General features: G+C 42.8%; 17 protein-coding genes. 12 read left to right on the top strand and 5 right to left on the bottom strand.

Features of this window, described 5'->3' with window-relative positions:
• Nucleotides 1–8 precede the first annotated feature (8 nt).
• Nucleotides 9–1031 carry a GlxA family transcriptional regulator gene (locus tag SJY28_RS12100; protein WP_379544636.1) on the bottom strand — a complete coding sequence of 341 codons (1023 nt, stop codon included), beginning with the start codon at nucleotides 1029–1031 and terminating at the stop codon, nucleotides 9–11.
• A gap of 181 nt (nucleotides 1032–1212) precedes the next feature.
• Between SJY28_RS12100 and SJY28_RS12095 the strand changes: the two genes are divergently transcribed.
• From SJY28_RS12095 to arfB, 6 genes are all read left to right on the top strand, one after another.
• The gene (locus SJY28_RS12095) at nucleotides 1213–3018 is read left to right on the top strand and encodes an acyl-CoA dehydrogenase (protein ID WP_379544635.1); all 1806 of its coding nucleotides are present in this window, start codon (nucleotides 1213–1215) and stop codon (nucleotides 3016–3018) included.
• Between the two features lie 22 nt (nucleotides 3019–3040).
• Nucleotides 3041–4048, top strand: coding sequence for an NADP-dependent oxidoreductase (locus SJY28_RS12090; RefSeq protein WP_102078819.1), 1008 nt, complete (start codon nucleotides 3041–3043; stop codon nucleotides 4046–4048).
• Nucleotides 4049–4051: 3 nt separating this feature from the next.
• Nucleotides 4052–4834, top strand: a complete 783-nt coding sequence (locus SJY28_RS12085; RefSeq protein WP_102078818.1) for an SDR family NAD(P)-dependent oxidoreductase — start codon at nucleotides 4052–4054, stop codon at nucleotides 4832–4834.
• Nucleotides 4835–4992: 158 nt separating this feature from the next.
• Nucleotides 4993–5757, top strand: coding sequence for an SDR family oxidoreductase (locus SJY28_RS12080; protein ID WP_379544634.1), 765 nt, complete (start codon nucleotides 4993–4995; stop codon nucleotides 5755–5757).
• Between the two features lie 237 nt (nucleotides 5758–5994).
• Nucleotides 5995–6837, top strand: coding sequence for an HpcH/HpaI aldolase/citrate lyase family protein (locus SJY28_RS12075; protein ID WP_379544633.1), 843 nt, complete (start codon nucleotides 5995–5997; stop codon nucleotides 6835–6837).
• A 357-nt stretch (nucleotides 6838–7194) separates the two neighbouring features.
• A complete protein-coding gene (gene arfB, locus SJY28_RS12070) occupies nucleotides 7195–7608 on the top strand; it encodes an alternative ribosome rescue aminoacyl-tRNA hydrolase ArfB (protein WP_379544632.1) in 414 nt (137 codons plus the stop codon).
• 151 nt (nucleotides 7609–7759) lie between these two features.
• On the opposite strand, the gene SJY28_RS12065 is transcribed toward arfB, so the two are convergent.
• The 3 genes from SJY28_RS12065 to SJY28_RS12055 form a co-directional block, all read right to left on the bottom strand.
• Nucleotides 7760–9628 (bottom strand): autotransporter domain-containing protein, encoded by a 1869-nt coding sequence (locus SJY28_RS12065; RefSeq protein ID WP_379544631.1) that lies wholly within the window; start codon nucleotides 9626–9628, stop codon nucleotides 7760–7762.
• A gap of 413 nt (nucleotides 9629–10041) precedes the next feature.
• Entirely contained in the window at nucleotides 10042–11295 is a 1254-nt protein-coding gene (locus tag SJY28_RS12060) for a YbfB/YjiJ family MFS transporter (RefSeq protein ID WP_379544630.1), read from the bottom strand.
• Between the two features lie 351 nt (nucleotides 11296–11646).
• Nucleotides 11647–12846, bottom strand: a complete 1200-nt coding sequence (locus SJY28_RS12055) for a sugar transporter (protein WP_379544629.1) — start codon at nucleotides 12844–12846, stop codon at nucleotides 11647–11649.
• A gap of 737 nt (nucleotides 12847–13583) precedes the next feature.
• Between SJY28_RS12055 and SJY28_RS12050 the strand changes: the two genes are divergently transcribed.
• The 6 genes from SJY28_RS12050 to SJY28_RS12025 all read left to right on the top strand — a co-directional run bounded on the left by SJY28_RS12050 (nucleotide 13584) and on the right by SJY28_RS12025 (nucleotide 17951).
• A complete protein-coding gene (locus SJY28_RS12050; protein WP_379544628.1) occupies nucleotides 13584–14498 on the top strand; it encodes a hypothetical protein in 915 nt (304 codons plus the stop codon).
• 37 nt (nucleotides 14499–14535) lie between these two features.
• A complete protein-coding gene (locus SJY28_RS12045) occupies nucleotides 14536–14943 on the top strand; it encodes an alpha/beta hydrolase (protein WP_379544627.1) in 408 nt (135 codons plus the stop codon).
• A 3-nt stretch (nucleotides 14944–14946) separates the two neighbouring features.
• Nucleotides 14947–15120, top strand: a complete 174-nt coding sequence (locus SJY28_RS12040; protein WP_379544626.1) for a hypothetical protein — start codon at nucleotides 14947–14949, stop codon at nucleotides 15118–15120.
• Between the two features lie 97 nt (nucleotides 15121–15217).
• Nucleotides 15218–15850, top strand: a complete 633-nt coding sequence (locus tag SJY28_RS12035; RefSeq protein ID WP_379544625.1) for a TetR/AcrR family transcriptional regulator — start codon at nucleotides 15218–15220, stop codon at nucleotides 15848–15850.
• Between the two features lie 81 nt (nucleotides 15851–15931).
• Nucleotides 15932–16915 (top strand): MDR family oxidoreductase, encoded by a 984-nt coding sequence (locus SJY28_RS12030; protein ID WP_379544624.1) that lies wholly within the window; start codon nucleotides 15932–15934, stop codon nucleotides 16913–16915.
• A 400-nt stretch (nucleotides 16916–17315) separates the two neighbouring features.
• On the top strand, nucleotides 17316–17951 hold the full coding sequence (locus tag SJY28_RS12025; RefSeq protein WP_379544623.1) for a hypothetical protein: 636 nt from the start codon (nucleotides 17316–17318) through the stop codon (nucleotides 17949–17951).
• A 172-nt stretch (nucleotides 17952–18123) separates the two neighbouring features.
• On the opposite strand, the gene SJY28_RS12020 is transcribed toward SJY28_RS12025, so the two are convergent.
• Entirely contained in the window at nucleotides 18124–18762 is a 639-nt protein-coding gene (locus tag SJY28_RS12020) for a TetR/AcrR family transcriptional regulator (protein ID WP_156410701.1), read from the bottom strand.
• Nucleotides 18763–19134: the final 372 nt, after the last annotated feature.

The following is a 19134-nucleotide window of genomic DNA, read 5'->3' as shown; positions in this document are numbered from 1 at the left end:
TGTCCTTTTTAAATAGCCAACCGTGAAAATTTATCTTGATATTCTTTAGGCGTTAGCTCTGTCGCGCGTTTGAACAAGCGCGTGAATGAAGAGATATCATCATAACCTACTTGATCGGCAAGCGACTTTATCGATACATCGCCTAATTCAAGTAAGCGTTTGGCTTGTTCAATTCTGACGGCCTGAATATACTCAATCGGTCGCATTGCCACGCAGGACTGGAAGCGCCTGTTTAAAGTGCGCGGGGTGATATTTACCATAGCGGCTAAACTGCTGACCTGCAAAGAATGCTGAAAGTTTTCTTCGATATATTCTTGAACTTGTTTAATTAAATGGTCGGAATGCGGCTTGTGCAAGGTTACATTGGTATAGCTATTTTGACTGCCTCTTTTGCTATCGATGATTTGGGTTTTTGCTACCTGCGTAGAAATCTCACGTCCGCAGTAGCGCTCAATCAATAATAGCCCCAAATCATAAAAGGCGCTGCCACCAGCTGCACAAAATATATTGCCTGACTGGTTTGTTGACAAGCTTCTTGAATGGGTCACAAACTGATTCTCTTGTAAGTCCACGAGTGGAAAGTCTGCCTTAAACTTATTGGCATAGCCCCAGTGTGTGGTGGCTATCTTATGATCTAACAATCCTGCCTTTGCCAAAAAAAATGCACCGCTACAGTTGCTTGCTATATCGGCCTTGGTATTCGCAAGCCGTACTAGGTGCGGTAGTAGCTCACTGTTTTGCTTCAACACCTTATCAATAGAATCGCCAATGGTGGGTACGAGCAATAAATCACACTCTGTCACGTCTTGAATATCGCAGTGGGCTTGCATGATTAATCGATTACTGCACCTAATATCACCACCACCTAAGCTTGCAATCTGTACATTAAATCGTGGCTCTACAGACTCATTTGAAAAGCGCTGCCAACTGACCCCCGTGAATGAAAACAAGTCCAATGCGCCAGAGAGCACACTACCGAGCACACCATCGAAGCCAAGAATAATCATTTTAAAAGGTTTGAAATAGGGCATAAGTCACTCGTTTCCTTTGCTGTACTTACCAAAATAGCCATTATTTAGTTGATTTTAACTGGTTAGATACTCTGTTTGTGTCTTATTTGACCATAATTATGTCATAAATGACAATACGGACAGGTATCAAATTAGACTAATATCAATTGATAACCACATTTAATCAGTTAACGAGAATACTATGGCCGCAGATACCCTCCTAAACGATTTTGAATTACCTTTCCAATTGTATGATGTACTAGGCACAGAATCACTCACGGAGCACGCAAAGTTCTCAGAACATAGCCGTGAGACATTTGATGCTGTATTAGAGACGGCAAATAAGATTGCGACAGATTTATTTCTACCGCACAACCATATCGCAGATAAGAACGAGCCGCAGTTCGATGGTAAAAAAGTCAGCATGATAAACGATGTAAAAGTCGCTTTTGATGCGTTCCGCGAGTCTGGCTTTATCGCTGGTCGTTATAGTTTTGAAGACGGTGGCATGCAGTTACCTGAGACGGTTATGACTGCTGTGGCAGGCTACTTTATGGCAGCCAATCCATCAACGACTGCCTATCCATTTCTGACCACTGCGGCAATCAACGTCATCTCGCATTTTGCTAGTGATGATATCAAAGCGGCCTTTATGCCGCGCATGCTGACAGGTGAGTTCACCGGCACCATGGCACTGACCGAGCCACATGCAGGCTCATCGCTTGCCGATATCAAAACCATCGCTGTAAAACAGGATGATGGCTCGTACCGTGTCAAAGGCAGCAAGATTTATATCTCAGCAGGTGATCATGAGCTGTCTGACAATATCGTGCATTTGGTATTGGCCAAAGTGCCAGGTGGTCCAGGCGGTGTTAAAGGTATCTCTTTATTTGCCGTGCCTAAGTATCGCTTGAACGATGATTTGTCTATTGGCGAGCGTAACGATGTACATCTGACCGGACTGATTCATAAGCTTGGTTATAGAGGTGCGACTTCTACGGCATTGAGCTTCGGCGATGAAGGCGATTGTCATGGTTATTTAATCGGCGAAGAGCACTTTGGCCTGCGTTATATGTTCAAAATGATGAATGAAGCACGTATCGCAGTTGGTTTTGGCGCTTCTATGATTGGTTATCGCGGCTATCAGTATTCGCTAGATTATGCCAAAGACCGTACACAAGGTCGCATTGCGCCAAACAACAAGCCTGAAGATGATGCAACGGCCATTATTCAGCATGGTGACGTAAAGCGCATGCTATTGGCACAAAAAGCTTATTCTGAAGGTGGTATCTCATTATGCTTATATGGCTCAAACCTAATTGACCGTATCAATACCTGTGAAGACGAAACATTAAAAAACGAGCTAACCGAACTATTAGATTTGCTAACCCCAGTGCTAAAAGCATGGCCATCTGAGTATGGTCCAAAAGCCAATGATTTGGGTATTCAAGTATTGGGCGGCGCAGGCTATACGCGTGAATATCAAGCTGAGCAATTTTGGCGTGACAATCGTCTAAATCCTATTCATGAAGGCACAAACGGTGTGCAGGCGCTAGATTTGTCATTCCGTAAGTTATGGCAAAAAGGTGGGTTAGGTATTCAAATCCTAAAACGTGAGGTTACACAAGATTTAGAAAGTATCACTACGCCTGAGAGCGCGCAACTTGCAGGTAAGCTGATGCCTTATATGGGTCAGTTGCATGAAGTGCTCGTGCATTTGGGCAAAGTGTTGCAGACAGAAGAAGCCCTGACGCTTACTGGTAATGCTCAAGCACTAATGAATATTTTTGCCTCAATTGTATTGAGTTGGATTTGGATTCGTCAAGCCAGTAAAGCCGAGCAGCTGCTAAGTACGACGCAAGATGTCGAACAGCAAAACTTCTACAAAGGAAAGATACAAGCGGCCAAATACTTCATCGATTGGGAACTACCATTAGTTAAACGCGACATCGAATTATTAACCAACACCAACTCAGTTTGCACTGATATGCAAGCGGACTGGTTCTAAGGACAACTCTAAGGAAAGAGACATGACAACGATAAACAAACAATGGCGCCTAAAAGCAAGACCAGTAGGCGAGCCAAGCGCTGAAACTTGGGATTATACCGAGACAGAAATACCGACTATTACCGATGGTCAGTTGCTGATTAAGGTTGAATACATCTCTATCGATCCGGCGATGCGTGGTTGGCTGAACGATGCCAAATCTTATATCGCGCCAGTACAAATTGGTGAAGTGATGCGCGCCGGTACTGTGGGTGAAGTGATTGAAAGTAAGCATGAGAAATTTGCAGTAGGTGACTATGTCGCAGGTCACGACGGCGTACAGTCATATGCGGTCAGCGATGGTACTGGTCTGCATAAAGTTGATCCGAGCCTAGCGCCGCTGTCTTACTACTTGGGTGTACTCGGTATGCCGGGGATGACAGGGTATTTCGGTCTCCTAAAAACGGGTCAGCCAAAAGCTGGTGAGACGGTAGTGGTATCAGGAGCTGCTGGTGCGGTTGGTAGCTTGGTTGGTCAGATTGCCAAAATTAAAGGCTGCCGTGTCGTTGGTATCGCGGGCGGTGCTGAGAAATGCAAGTTCTTGGTCGATGAGCTTGGGTTTGATGCGACGATTGATTACAAAAATGAAGATGTGAAAAAAGCACTAAAGAAAACCTGCCCAGACGGTGTCGATGTGTACTTTGACAACGTAGGCGGTGATATCTTAAATGACGTGCTTACTCAGATTAATCTGCATGCGCGTATCGTTATTTGCGGGGCTATCAGCCAATATAACAACACCACGGCAGTAAAAGGCCCATCGAACTATTTATCATTATTGGTCAATCGTGCTCGCATGGAAGGCATCGTGGTGTTCGATAATATCAAAGAATATCCAATAGCCATGAAAGAGATTGCTGGCTGGATTCAGTCAGGTGATATGAAAGTGAAAGACCATATCGTTGAAGGTATTGAGACGTTCCCTGATACTTTGATGATGCTCTTTAACGGTGAAAATTTCGGTAAACTAGTACTTAAGGTAGAGGGATAGATCATGACACTGAATACAAATGGAATTGCATCAGATGTAGCTGGCAAACGAATTTTGATCACGGGCGGTGCGTCAGGTATCGGTGCAGCAAGCGCATTGTTGCTAGCCAGTCGCGGCGCAAAAGTCGTCATTGGTGATATGGCAGAAGAAATGGGCGAAGCAGTTGCCAAACAAGGTCAAGACGCTGGCAACAGTATCGTCTTTAAAAAAGTAGACGTGACCAGTGGTGATGAGGTACGTGCGTTGTTCGACTTCGCAGTAGAAACGCTTGGTGGCTTAGATGTTGTGGTAAACAACGCTGGTATCGACCACAAGCCTTCACCAATGCATGAGCTAAGTGATGATGATTTTGATCGTAATATTGCCGTAAATTTAAAAGGTGTTTGGCACTGTATGCGTGCTGCCGTCAATTGCATGATACCTAATGGTGGTGGTCATGTGATCAACGTCGCATCTATTGCTGGTCTTCGTTCAGCGCCTATGATTTCAGCCTACAGTGCAGCTAAACATGGCGTTATGGGTCTGACCAAATCTGCTGCTCATGAGTATGCTCGTGCCAATATCCGTTTTAACGCGGTATGCCCAAGCTTCATTGATACGCCAATGGTACGCAACACCATGGCAACGATGGATGAGCGTACACAGCAAGCAACGATTAAGGCCAGTCCACTGCGCCGCCTAGGAAATGTCAGTGAAATCTCTAGTGCAATTGCATGGCTTGCCAGCGATGAAAGCAGCTTTATGAATGGTCATGCCTTCACCTTAGATGGTGGTATGCTAGCGTAACCGTGATCGTTGAGCGCTATTTGGTCAGTTCATTAGTGCTCGATAATCGCTGTTAGTTATGACAGCGATTATCTGCGTTCAGTTGTCTGATTTTAGATATATGAGTTCAGCGGTCAAGAATTATTGAAAATATAAAGTTTATAAAAATATAAGGAATAATGATGAAAGATTTATTTGATTTAACCGGTAAGGTTGCTCTAGTAACTGGTGCTAGCCGTGGTATTGGTGAGTCTATTGCTCGTCTATTGGCATCAAGAGGCGCACATGTGATTGTCTCTAGCCGCAAAATCGATGCTTGCCAAGCAGTCGCAGATAGCATTAAAGCTGACGGTCATAAGGCCAGTGCTTTTGCTTGTCACGTAGGAGACATGGAGCAAATTGAAGCAACTTTTGAGCATATTAAAAGTGAATTTGGTCAAATTAATATCTTAGTTAATAACGCTGCAGCCAACCCTTACTATGGTCATATCTTAGATACGGATTTAGCCGCTTTTGATAAGACGGTTGAAGTTAATATTCGTGGTTACTTCTTTATGTCGACGGCTGCTGGCAAAATGATGAAAGAGCAGGGTGGCGGCGTCATCTTGAATACCGCATCAGTCAATGGTTTAGTAGCAGGCGATAAGCAAGGTATCTACTCAATTACTAAAGCGGCAGTCATTAGCATGACCAAAGCATTTGCTAAAGAATGTGGTCCACTTAATATCCGTGTCAATGCGCTATTGCCAGGTTTAACCGATACCAAGTTTGCCTCGGCATTGACTACTAACGATAAAGTCTTAAAAATGGCACTACACTCGATTCCGTTAGGACGTGTGGCTGAGCCTGATGAAATGGCTGGTACCGTATTGTATCTAGTGTCGGATGCCTCAAGCTATACCACAGGCGCGACTATCGTTGTCGATGGTGGCATGCTGGCTTAATTAGATAATCTATAAGACATAGGTTAGATAAGAAAGTAATTGTTTAAAACTGCATTAGACTCAAGAACCGCATGAGATAAATTTTCATGCGGTTTTTTTGATTTATTTTTTAATAAAATGTCTAAGTAATCTTGGTTTTGCACTATCTAATAAATTGCTAATTTTAAATGAGCATCAGCTGTATAGTGGCATAATAAATATGCTAATAGCTACTTGGACAACATGATGGAGTCACGCATGGATTCAATTATCCACAATAAAATAAATACGATTTCTCAAAATAAAACATGGCTGTTTGTGCCAGCGACTCGCATCGATAGAGTGGTGAAAGCCTTTGCTAGTGGTGCAGATGCGGTTATTGTCGATTTAGAGGATGCCGTTGCGCCAGAAGATAAAGCATCCGCACGCGAAGCATTACAGCAATATCACGACAGTGCAGGTTATCAGCCGGTTTGGGTGCGTATTAATAAGGCAGGTAGCAAAGAGTTCTTTAAAGACATAGTACTCTGTCAGAAAACGCCTAATTTGACTGGCTTGTTACTGGCCAAAACTGAGCAAGCAGAAGATATTAATAACGTACATCAGCTTACCAATTTACCCGTGATTGCACTGATTGAGAGTGCGATAGGATTGTATCAACTCGATAGTATGGCAAAAGCAGTCGGGTTGGCCGCGTTTAGTTATGGGTTTCTAGATCTGTGTAACGATTTGCAAGTACAAGTAGGCACACCTGCCGCCGATATCGTTGCCAATCAAATTCGCTATCAGCTGGTTTTGATATCCAAAGTACATGAGCTAGCACCGCCGATTGATACGGTTTATCCTGATTTCAATGATGAGATAGGGCTAAGCGCGCGAGTAAATTTATGGTCGCAGATAGGCATGTCAGGGATGCTGTGTATTCACCCCAAGCAAGTGGCTGTCGTCCAGCAGGCATTAAAGCCGACTGACAAAGCACTGTCGTTTGCTCGGCGTGTGGTCGAGGAGTATGAGAGCAGCGAGCAGGCAGTGTTTGAGATAGATGGAGAGATGGTTGATGCGCCAGTAATTGAGCGCAGCCGTCAACTGTTGGCAAAGTAGCAGAGCAATCCATATTTAGTTAAATATAAGCAGTCGGTTCAATATAATTTGGTTACTAGGGCGTGTCCTCAATTTAATCGATAGTTATCTAAATGGGTTAAAAATGGCTAAATCTTGCCAAATGGCGTCAAATAGCTGACTAATATCTCGATATTATCTGCGCTATTTTCCTTGTTTGACTGCGATTTATCTCATTTTTATCCCCATTCTTAAAATGAGGACACGCCCTAGAAAGCCGAGTGAGAGTATTACAAGCAGTATACTAAGCGAGACTGACACCGTACCTAATTTATAGAGGATTGACTATATAATGCTTTGTCATGAACCATATCCATTCACATTTGATAAAAGCATACTATGATTTTCATTAATAGTAATATTAGCCTCAACGATAATGAGATAGAGATCAGCGCCATACGAGCGCAAGGCGCAGGTGGGCAGAATGTCAACAAAGTATCTTCTGCCATTCACTTGCGTTTTGATATTAACAACTCAAGTCTGAGCGATGAGTACAAGCAGCGACTGCTAAATAGCAAAGATAGCCGAATAACCAAGGAAGGCGTACTGATTATCAAGGCGCAGCAGTTTCGAACGCAAGAGCGAAATAAAATAGATGCGCTTGAGCGTTTGCAAAGCTTTATCACCAAAGCCACTTACGTTAATAAAACCAGAAGGCCTACCAAGCCAAGCAGAAATGCCAAACGTAAACGGGTGGATAAAAAGACCCAACGTGGTAAGACAAAGGCTTTACGCGGTAAGGTGGATTTTTAGAGAATTTATGATATTAGGTTTTGTCATTGAGAAGTTGTTCGGCAGAAAACTTATAGAACAAAAGCTGTAGTAGGCTATGAGGTTTTTTGAATTTAGAATGGTATAGGCGATTAATTATCACCTATACCATTCTTCTAGATTAACGACTTATTTAGAATGCACCATTAAGTCCAACGAATAAGCTGGTTGAGTCGTCGTCATTACCTTGTGAATGTGTGACACCAGCATTGGCATTCAATAGACCAAAGCTTCTAGATAGGCCAAGTGTCATAGCAACGTTATCATCATCAGTTTCGACCATAGGCGTTTCAAAGCTGATATTTGGTAGCGTATTCAAACGTGCGGTTACTGCTTCACGATTGTCACTCAGCTGCTTTTGGTAATGAATATCACCAAATAAGTTGAGGTTTTCCATCAAGCTATGATTGGCTTTGAGACCAAGCTTGCCATATGTCGTAGAGTATTTCTGCTCATCGAACTGCATAGCAATGCCAGACATCTCTTTTTCTTTGAGTCCGTCAATTTTTACGCGGCTCGCTGTGGCACCGATATAAGGCGTAACGGCAATATTGCTCACTTGCATTGGGTAGCCTGCCTGCAGGTTGGCATAAAAGCGCTTGCCATCAGCATTTGACTTAAACTGCTGTTGGTTACTGCCTAGTGTCACAGCACGTGTGACATCGACATCCATGTTGCCAAATCCTGCAGCACCATTGATCTGTAAACCACCAAACTTGTTGCTGTGATAGACACCAAAACCGACCTCTCCTAGATCAATATCACTCAAACCTGTGCCGACGTCTGAGTTTTCAAAGTCTTTTTGGGTGATATTGCCATACAAGCCTGTCACGGCGTTGGCTGAGTTAGGATGAGCAAAATCTACACCAAGCAATACTTGAGTATTATTATCACCATCAAACCCTGCAATTTCTTGATTAGCGACTTCACCGACGGCCCATAGTGTACGGGCAGGTTTTTGCTCACTGCTTTGGATTTGGTTGACGTGTGACTGTAAGCGCTCGTTGGTTGCAAGTCCGGTGGTCGTTGCAATATGTGGCAGCACACCGATTAAGCTAGGCGCTATGACTACAGCGTTTGCATAGTCGGCAATCAGTTGATGAGTAGCACCTGTTGGGTGTATGCCATCAGCGAAGAAGTAGGTTTCGTTGGCATTTGCTTCTACAAGCGTATCAGGTCCACAAGTTAGAGAGCTATTGTTGTCACCGCAAGCTTCATCGGTGACATTAGTGAAACCATACTGAGCAGGCAACGCAATGATCTCCTGAGTTAAGCTAAACATATCGAGCGGTATGATATTAGCGCCAGTATTTGCTGCACCACTAAGCATAAATTGATTGTATAGACTAGTAGCACCAGTACTTTGCGCCTGTGCTACAGGCCCTTGATCAATAACTCTAGGGGTTAGACCGACATCAGGAATATTAGGTACTAAGATATATTTGGCACCATTGTCTTTTAATGCATTAATCGTTTCGGTTTGGCTAGCTACTGCTCCAAGTATGATCGCTTGGGCATTAGCAGGATCTTCAGCCGCTGCAAGCAAGTCATTTGCACCTGCCCACACCACATATAACCCATTAGGATCTACTTTGTTATTGGCGAGATAGCTATCGACTTGGCTATTGGCAGAAGCTACTGGAATACTGAAAGCAGTAACATCTACACCAGCTCTTGCACCGCCAATAGCATAATTATTCCCAGTTTGACTACCGTCATAAGTATTGGCGACAGAGGTTGTACCCAGTTGCTCAGCAAATGATGTCGCCCATGTGTTATCAGGATTGGTAGTAAACTGACCTGACTCTGCAAGCCCAAAGTTATTTTGAGTTAGAGGACTAAAATAGCCACCATCGGTCAGGCTATCACCGAAAAAGGTGACACTGTCATAAGCATTTGCGTGAGAAATACCAGCGATAGATAGGCTGATAGCAAGCATGCTTTTGGTAAAAGTTTTGAGAGTGGTATGGCCAATTTTAGAACGTGAGGTATTACGAGGCATAGCGACTTCCTTGTCATCAATGTAATAGTTTGTCAACCGAGTGTAACCACTTTTTAGAAAGCTAGCAATCGTTTTGATTGCAAAATTGCAAGAATATTGCCTTATTTGAGTAAGTTTTTAGAGCATAAAAAAGGGGGAGCAAGTATTAAAAAATCATACTGTCTCGCTCACATAATATTTCGTTTCTTTATATGTAATTATGCTGTAAGCACCTGATTTTTATTCAGTTATTTTTATTAAAAAATACAAGGCTTATCTATTGATATTGCTTGTTTAACCCAAGTAACTGCCCAATTATATATAATATAAACTCAGCACTCCATAATAAGATAATCAGGCCAAATGCGCATACAGATGTCACTGGCAGCAAGAGCAAAGTATAGTTAGGAGTATCAATACTATAGAGACTGGAATTAAGCTTGTTTTTGTGGACGCAATAATAAGGCAAGTCCAAGCGCTACAAAAGCGGCGATACCAGATATCATATAACTGATACTAAAATCTCCAGTGATTTCTGCGAGATAGCCTGCTGCCACTGGCCCGAGAGCCTGTCCACCTGAAAAGGCAAAAGTCAGTGCTGCAAGTGCACTTGCCGCCGCTGCAGGACCGAAATAGTCGCCCGCCGAGGCAGCCATAATGACAGGCACACTCCACACCACTAAGCCAAACAGAATAATTGACAAGTAAAGCCCTAAACTCCAATCAGTCAGTCCGACCAACAGATAAGCGACGGCAAGGAAGAAAAAAGCCAGCGCCAGACCAAGGCGTCTACCAATATGGTCAGAAATCCAGCCAAACAACATGCCTGAGAAGATGCTAAGCAGTCCAATCCATGCCCAAACACCACCAGCAGTCGCTTCACTTAACTGATACGAGCCAACCATACTGGTCACGATGAAGGTAACGTAAACCATATAAGTAGCGCCATAAATGGCAAAGATGACACCTAAATGTACAAGCAGCTTAATATTGCTACGTTCTAGCTTTTTCTTATTTTTAACAGGTAAGGTAGGTGCGCGCCCAAAAGGGCTTTGGCTGACATCGTCTGGATGATTGCGAATCAAAGCGAAAGTCAGCCAAGCTACCGCAATATTAATCACGGCAAAAATTAACCAACCTGTCTGCCAAGACAGTAGATGAGAGATGGGTAAGAGTTTGGGTACGACAAAGCCCGATAGAATGATGCCAAATCCAGGCCCCGCCATGACCAATCCTAAAGCAAGCCCACGGTGCGAAGGAAAAAACCAATGCGACATGACACTCATCATCGGTAACACCACGCCGCCGCTACCGATACCTGTCAGCACATAGAGTGCGCAGAGTATCGGAAAACTGGTGGTAAAAGCCATACCGAGCATAGAGACAGCAATGAGGAGGAGGCTTGCCGTCGCAGTCGTTCGAGTACCTAATCGAGGTAGAATAAAAGGGCTTAGAAGCACCGCAACCAGATATCCTATCAGGTTGGTAAATCCCAAGATTCCACTTTGAGTATAATTTAACCCTAAAGAAGCCGACATGGACGGCAGTAACATGCCAAATGCGAATCGTCCTAACCCAAGTCCGCAGAACATTGCTACAGAGCCTGTCGCAGCAACGATCCAAGCATAATGTAACCTACCTAGCTTAAGAGGAGCGGTGTTGCTTTTTCGAAGTATTCCATCGGGCATCACGAATCTCCAACAACTTGAAAATGCGCAATATATATCGTCACTAAATTTAGATCGTAGGTAATGACTTCCTTGTTTTGAATAGTATCCATTTCACACTCATCCTTTTGTGCTTAATCTCTATCAGTCCTTTATTAAATATACTTATGGCCAATAAAATTAGTATAACTGCACCTGAACGTTCGTTCAATGAGTATATAAGCAATCCTCGTTATAATTCATAGGCTACAGTGTTGTATTCACAAACAAAAAAATGCCAGCCCATTTATATGGCTGGCATTCTGCTTATTGTTCTCTAACGGTTACTTACTGACTGCTATTTTTGGCTATCCTTTAATATCGACTTATTAGCTAGCCAAGTCGTTTACTCAATTCAGGAAAGCGTTTAATCATAAATAGCATTAATAGTAACGCCACAACTGCGATAGCCGCACCTGTATATCCTACGCTAGATAGTGAAATGTGCGTCACGGCATAACCGCCGAATAGTGCACCCGTACCAATCCCTAAGTTGATAATACCTGAGAACATCGACATCAGCATGTCTTGCGCATTGACATCGACCATGATGACTTTGGCCTGCATTGAGATAATTAGTAGCATGAGCGCCGCGCCCCACAGTAAGGCAATAAAGCTGAGCGCCCATACAGAGGTCACTGCTAGCAACAGCGCAAGCATAGACACGAGCATCAGTATGGTCGATATTAGCATCAATCTAGTATTGAACCGATCACCCCACCGACTGAAAATAACACTACCTACAATTCCTGCTGCACCGAATAGCAACAGCACAAAAGTCGCAGCATTTTCACTGATGTTGCCGACTTGGCGCATAAATGGTTCTATATAAGAATAAGCCGTATAGTGCGCTGTAAAGACCAATAAGATAAGCAAGTACAAACACACTAATAGGGGGTTTTTAAGGAGTTCTGGAATCTTTCTAAAAGACCCTTCAAACATACTAGGTAGCGTTGGCAATAGCCTTGCTTGTAGAATAAATACAATTGAGGCGATGACACCAATACCGCCAAAGGTCGCACGCCAACCAAACCATTGTCCGACTAAACGTCCTAGCGGCACACCCAATACCATTGCTAACGATGTACCTGTTGCTAGTACGCTAAGCGCCATGGCTTTTTTGCCTTCAGGTGCGACGCGTATCGCGATTGCAGCTGTGATCGACCAAAATATCGCATGAGATAACGCAATTCCAACTCGACTAATGAGCAGCACGTCAAAGCTCCATGCAAATACGGACAGTACGTGACTGGCAATGAATACGGCAAAAAGACCCAAGAGCAAGCGCTTGCGCTCAAATCGACTGGTCAATAGCATTAGTGGCAATGACATCGCAGCGACAATCCAAGCATAGAGTGTCAACATCCAGCCGGTCTCTGCCGTCGTAATAGAGAAGTCTTGGGCAATGTCGCTCAACAGCGCCACCGGGACAAATTCTGTGGTGTTCATAATAAAGGCACTAACGCCCATCAAAAATACTTGAAAATACTGAGTTCGGCGAGCTTTTGAGCTGGCCTCATTGTTATGTGTCATAAAATCCAATACAGATGTAAATACTACGTATGATAGGTCAAAGTGGGGTAGGCTTAATTAGAATACAAGGTTTGCGCGGCAAGATAGCAAGCCCACGTCAATCGTGAAAGGTGTTTTTTGATAAGGATTGTTAATTGGACGTTTATTGAGGATGCTTGAGTAATATGAAACTGTCGCTAATGATACTTATTGCCTTGGGGTACTTGCTAACGACTAAACTACAACTCATTGAAAGAAAAGCGACACCAGTTGTCGTAGAAGGTTTTAATCGGCTTTATTTTTATGTGAACTTATATTATAGTTATTAGGTCAGGCAAAATGACATGAGATAAAAACCAGTTAACCTTCGGAGCGCAATGCTTCACTTCTTAACTGAGTTTTTAAACGCTATCTTAGCGAAGTCTTTCTAGTAGTGTTATTTACGTTTTATCCTAAACTTCTGCGCCTGTACAAACTCAAAAACTATATTTATTAATAAACAAGAAACTTAGTAGAAAAAACTCGTTTGCGTTGCAAAAATATAAGCAATGCAACAGCGAAAAACTGTGGTTAAAAAGCCTATCGGAATTAAAAAAATACTACCTTACCAAGTCGATTAATTTACGTAAATTTATAGATAATGACGTCATTTAAACAATGGCGAATAGACTCGGCTGGCTTGAAATCAGCATTCAGAATATAACAACAACGAAAAACTGCAGCTAAACAACCAAAATCAAAACAATAAGGATATAACGATGACGACATTAACGTATCAGTTTGAGCAAAAACGGTTAGACAATATGCAGTGGTCGGATGGCTCAAAGCTATCTGGTATAACGGCACTGGCAAATGATGAAAAAGGCCGAGTACGAAAACAGCCATTGTTTTACCTAGAGACAGTTTCTGTAGACAGTTATGAAGATGATATTTATTTCGTGAATAATACCGATGAGACGCTTAGTTGGGTAGCACCCTTTAAACCTTATCAAAGCATGGAAGAAGCAAGAGCAAAGCTAGGCGATATCAGTGATGAAAACTTGCACAAGGTGAAGCTTTATAGTGATGATATGGATAGCGTGTATCAGGATGTACTGCCTAAGCAGGGCGTGCGGATTGGTAGCACTCATATTATGTATGACAGTGATGCGATGATGCAGTGGTTTATACATGTGCCTTATAAGGGGCCAGATACTCATTATGCGATTTGGCAATTTAATGTAGTGGAAAAGGGCGGGATTCGCGGAACTTACCCATTGCTATGGGATGATTTTAGTAAGCCCTCGCACATGGTGAGTTGTGACTGTTTGTTTGATCAAGCTGATATGCCGATAGAGGTCAGTATTTACGAAGAGCGCTGTGCAATGCTTGACAGGCTTATCGGTTCATTTGGGGTGTCCAATGCCATATTCATATTGGCAATCAATGATGTGCTTTATCGTTATGGCGTGGGTTGGAGCGCGCCCTATAATGAGTCGGATATACAAGCACAAGACATTGCGATAAAACTAACAGAACAAAAGCCAAAAAATTCGGAAGCGGTGAGAGCTATTGTCCAAGCGGTTTATGACTTTTGGTTTAACGAAGGTTTTGCAAAAAATATCTCAATGCAGGCTTGTGAGGAGATTTTGAGTTTGTATCAAGCGCAGGCTGCTAGCCAAAAACCAGTTTGATTTGTAAACTAAATTACAATTAAAAAAGGAGAACCTTATGATGTTTCCTATTGAAAACAACGATACGTTTTTACTGTTTTTTCATGGTCTTGATTCCAGCAATGAGACCAGTAAATATACCTGTATCACGCGTGAGCCAAAATACTGTCAAACGGTCAATTACCGCGAGAGTTTTGTAGAAATATTTGAGATTTATGATGCATTGATTCGCGAGAAAATCGCACAGTACCCGCGAGTGGTGTTGGCAGGGCATTCGCTTGGTGGTTGGTTTGCCAATCATTTTGCCCATAAATATAACTTGCGCGCGCTATTGATTGCACCTTGTATCTATCCAAATGAGGTATTGGCGGATTGTATCCCTGACGTGGCTGATATGAAGCTGTCGTTCCCTACCTCTAACACTCAGATGGTACGAGTTATGGTAGAAGTCGATGATGAAAGCTGAGATGTGGCGGTCGCTAGACGAACCTTGGTAAATCTGCCTGATAGCTGGAACATCGATTATTTTGTAGGCGGTCATCACCGTATCGCTCGTAGTAGTGATATCTGGTATCACGTAACTCATCTGTGCGAAGACCCCATCGTTTGGATGGATGAGGCGACGTATCATGGTGAAGATTGATAGCGAGGACAATCAAAAAACTGTTGCGACTTATGGATAAATAGACCGCTAAAAATAATTGATTGACATTAAAGACGATCGGTCATAATATTCATGCATGACGATTACTAAACCAAAAGCCCGTCGAGGGCGTCCACCCAATGTCGAACGAGAGTTTACGGATACCCGTGAAGCTCTTTTGAGATCTGGGATGGAGATGCTGACAGAGCAAGGCTTTGCGACCACTGGTATCGATGCCATACTCAAACGCATCAATGTGCCTAAAGGTTCTTTCTACAATTATTTCAAAAACAAAGAAGCATTTGGACAGGAAGTGTTGCGGCAGTACGCGATGTATTTTGCTCGCAAGCTAGATCATTGTTTTTTGAATGAGCAAGTGTCTCCTATGCAGCGTATTAGTGACTTTGTTGAAGATGCAAAGTCAGGAATGATCAAGCATGAATTTCGACGCGGCTGCTTAGTAGGGAACTTGGGCCAAGAGATAGTCGTGTTGCCTGAGAGTTTTCGTTGCGAGCTAGAAGGTATATTAGTTGATTGGCAAAAACGTTTAGCGGCTTGCTTACGGCTTGCAGTACAACAAGGACAAATACATCCTAGTAGTGATTGTGATGAGCTTGCTGCTTTCTTTTGGATTGGTTGGGAAGGTGCGGTTTTGCGTGCTAAGTTGACGCAAGATGTCAGTCCATTAGTTACTTTTTTCCGAGGATTTGTAGCAGGGATACAGAAGTAATTTTTTTATTTATATTTTTAGACGACCGGTCTAAATTATTTTTTACTCATTTATAGACGATTGGTCTAAATAGGAGCTACTATGTTTAATGCAATATTAATTGAAAAAAATGATTATGTTTATCAGTCCAATCTGACTGAGATACAGGACACGCAATTGCCAGAAGGAAATGTCACGGTTCGTGTGGCATTTAGCACGCTTAATTACAAAGACGGATTAGCCATCACGGGTCGTAGCCCTGTGGTACGCACATTTCCCATGGTTCCAGGTATTGATTTAGCGGGTACCGTCGAAACAAGCAGCCATCCCCGCTATACAGCTGGTGACAAGGTGTTGTTAAATGGGTGGAGTGTGGGTGAGAAGTATTGGGGCGGTCTATCACAAAAAGCACGATTAAACGGTGACTGGCTTATCCCGCTCCCTGAATCGATGACTGAACGTCAAGCAATGGCAATAGGTACGGCAGGATATACTGCGATGCTTTGCTTGATTGCGTTAGAACGTCATGGGCTTACACCAGAGCGTGGCGAAGTATTGGTGACTGGTGCTAATGGAGGCGTTGGTAGCTTTGCCATCGCACTTTTAGCAAACCAAGGCTACTCTGTCACGGCTTCTACGGGACGTCTAGAAGAAGCCGAATACCTAAAGAGCCTTGGTGCAACGACGATCATTGACCGTACTGAATTGAGTAGCCCAGGACGCGCGCTTGGTAAAGAGAAATGGGCAGCTGCAATTGATTCTGTTGGTAGTTATACGCTGGTCAACGTTTGTGCTAGCACGTGTGAAGACGGTTTAGTCGCTACTTGTGGATTGGCTCAAGGCATGGATTTCCCTGCTACTGTTGCGCCATTTATTTTACGCGGTGTTAGTTTGCTTGGTATCAATAGTGTGACGCGACCTTATGATGAGCGTATAGAAGCATGGCAGCGTTTGAGTACAGGTTTGGATATGACGCAATTGGATGCAATCACCAGAGAGATTGGTCTAAGCGAAGTCATTCCGACAGCAAACGAGTTATTGGATGGCAAGGTTCGTGGTCGAATAGTTGTTGATGTCAATCGTTAAGCGTTAATTTTTAATACTTCGACGTTAAAGTTTCGATGTTGTGCCTCTTTTTAATACATGAATAAGTGAGTGGTGCATCGAAACGTCTGAGATTGAGTGCTCAACATGAAAAAGAATTATTCACAAACGGTCACAAATATCGGTATTTATTTTTTGTCATCTGATGTGCTATCATCGTTGAACGATCTATCGTGGGTTTAACAGTTTTGTTATCGCCGACCATGACAATAGTCTCATGGCGGCGTGACAAACCTTGCAACTTCCAGCACGATATAAAACAACTCTGGTAAAGCGCATGAGCCTGTACTCCGACAACCTCATTTGTGCCTGATTTTTTGCCTATTTGGGCGTATATCATACTTTTTCGTCGGAGTAACAGGAGTCTAAGGTGTTCAATATCATGAGCCACATTGCTAACCCATCTAAATATACCCGTCGTTATCACCCACGCCATTCTCTAGCGCAATATATTATCAATCAAATAGAGTCGCTTGAGCTGCGCCCGCAAGATATCGTCAAGCAAATGGGCTATCCTCTTAAACATACCATACCTGCCTATGACCGCCTGCGCCATGTATTGTCGAGCAAATTCCTTGGGCTTGATGGTAGCTATATGGACAAACACTTTACCGCTGATGAGTTTTTGGCAAAACTGTTTGCTGTACTTGAGATACCGTATCAGCCATTCGCAGAAGATATTGCTCAAATTAAATACGACTTGGCAAATTACTCTAATACGCTACCCAGATATAGCTTACGGGTGGAAGTAGATTTTACATTTACGAGTGCTGATAACTGGATGTCTCGTGGCGCGGCTTCACGTTTTGCGCAAGTACATCTGCCTAGCGGTTTTGCCAAATTAGACGATGCTGCACGTAAATCAGTGATTCAGGATAGCATCTGCGAGCATTATCAGCAGTATGAGGGCAGTTTGCCATACGACGGTATCATCAAAGGCTATCGACTGACTATTGAACAAAACAACCATGTGGTCGACCATGCAGAGTATGGATTGCCAAAATCTAGCAGTATCTAAAAAACTTTGAATGTATAAGTAGTACGAGCTGTTAATTACACTGATTGAATAATCACATTGACCGAAAAAAAATATAAAAAAGCCTCACTTTATCGTGGGGTTTTTTACGTTAGGTTATCTTTTAAGAATCAAACACTGCTAAATATCAGTTTTATAAAATTCATTTTAAGCTTTAAGCTTCAGGTTTAGAGATGGCCCGCCATAAAATCACAAATAGCGCATCGAATTCTGCATTTAACGGTGTTTCTGTTTGGCGAATGGTATGCATTAAGCCAAGGCGACTGATAAACCCCATAAACACATCGAAGAGTATGTGTAGTGGGACAGTGTCATTGAGCACCCCACGATTTTGTCCATCTTCTAATACCGCCAAAAACGCGCCAATTAACTCTTTGTTTTCATAGATTGCGATATTACGTATCCGTGAGGCAGAGACCGAAGACAGCACCATCACCGCATCTGGGTGCGAGTCTACAAAATCAAAGCAGACCCACAGTGTCTTACGTAGACGATCTTGTACGCTATCAATCCCTTGCAGATGATCCATAATCCGAGCCGCTAATCTGCCGAGCACAATATCCATAATGGTATAAAACAGCGTCTGCTTATCTCCAAAATACTTGTAGAGTGTTTGCAAAGAGACGTTTGCAGACTTTGCAATCTGCGCCATCGTCACCTCATTAGCGTCAAATCCTGCAAAGACTTTACGAACAGCTTGCTCAATTTTATCCAAAGTTGCGGGCCGCATATCGGATAGGGGCGCTAGAGATCGAGTTTGCGTGAGGCTATCTGACTGATTAAAGGTTTTCATATTTATCGCTTCTTAAAGTATTGGCTATTTGATACGTCCTACCAGTTAAATGATTTGTTCCATAATTTAACGTGATTAAATTAATAAGTAATATAAATTACCATTTTTATTTAATTGATTGCGAAGTGGTTTTTCGTAGCCTAGTATAAGACTCATGTATTAATAAATACAAAGAATTTATAGTATATTTATAACGGTAATATAAATTACCATAATTTACAAAATGACTTAGTTATAGTCAGTTTAATATGATTTCGATACAAGGAAACCGAGTGCAAGTTATACATTAGTATGCTTAGCGAGGATGACGATGTAGCGGATTTATATAGACTTGACTATATAGTTGTTATTCACTCCACCTTGTCAAGGATA

The sequence above is a fragment of the Psychrobacter sp. R86515 genome (genome assembly GCF_042466315.1).
In the GTDB taxonomy this organism is placed as follows: domain Bacteria; phylum Pseudomonadota; class Gammaproteobacteria; order Pseudomonadales; family Moraxellaceae; genus Psychrobacter.
This window is presented reverse-complemented; position numbering and strand designations above follow the sequence as displayed.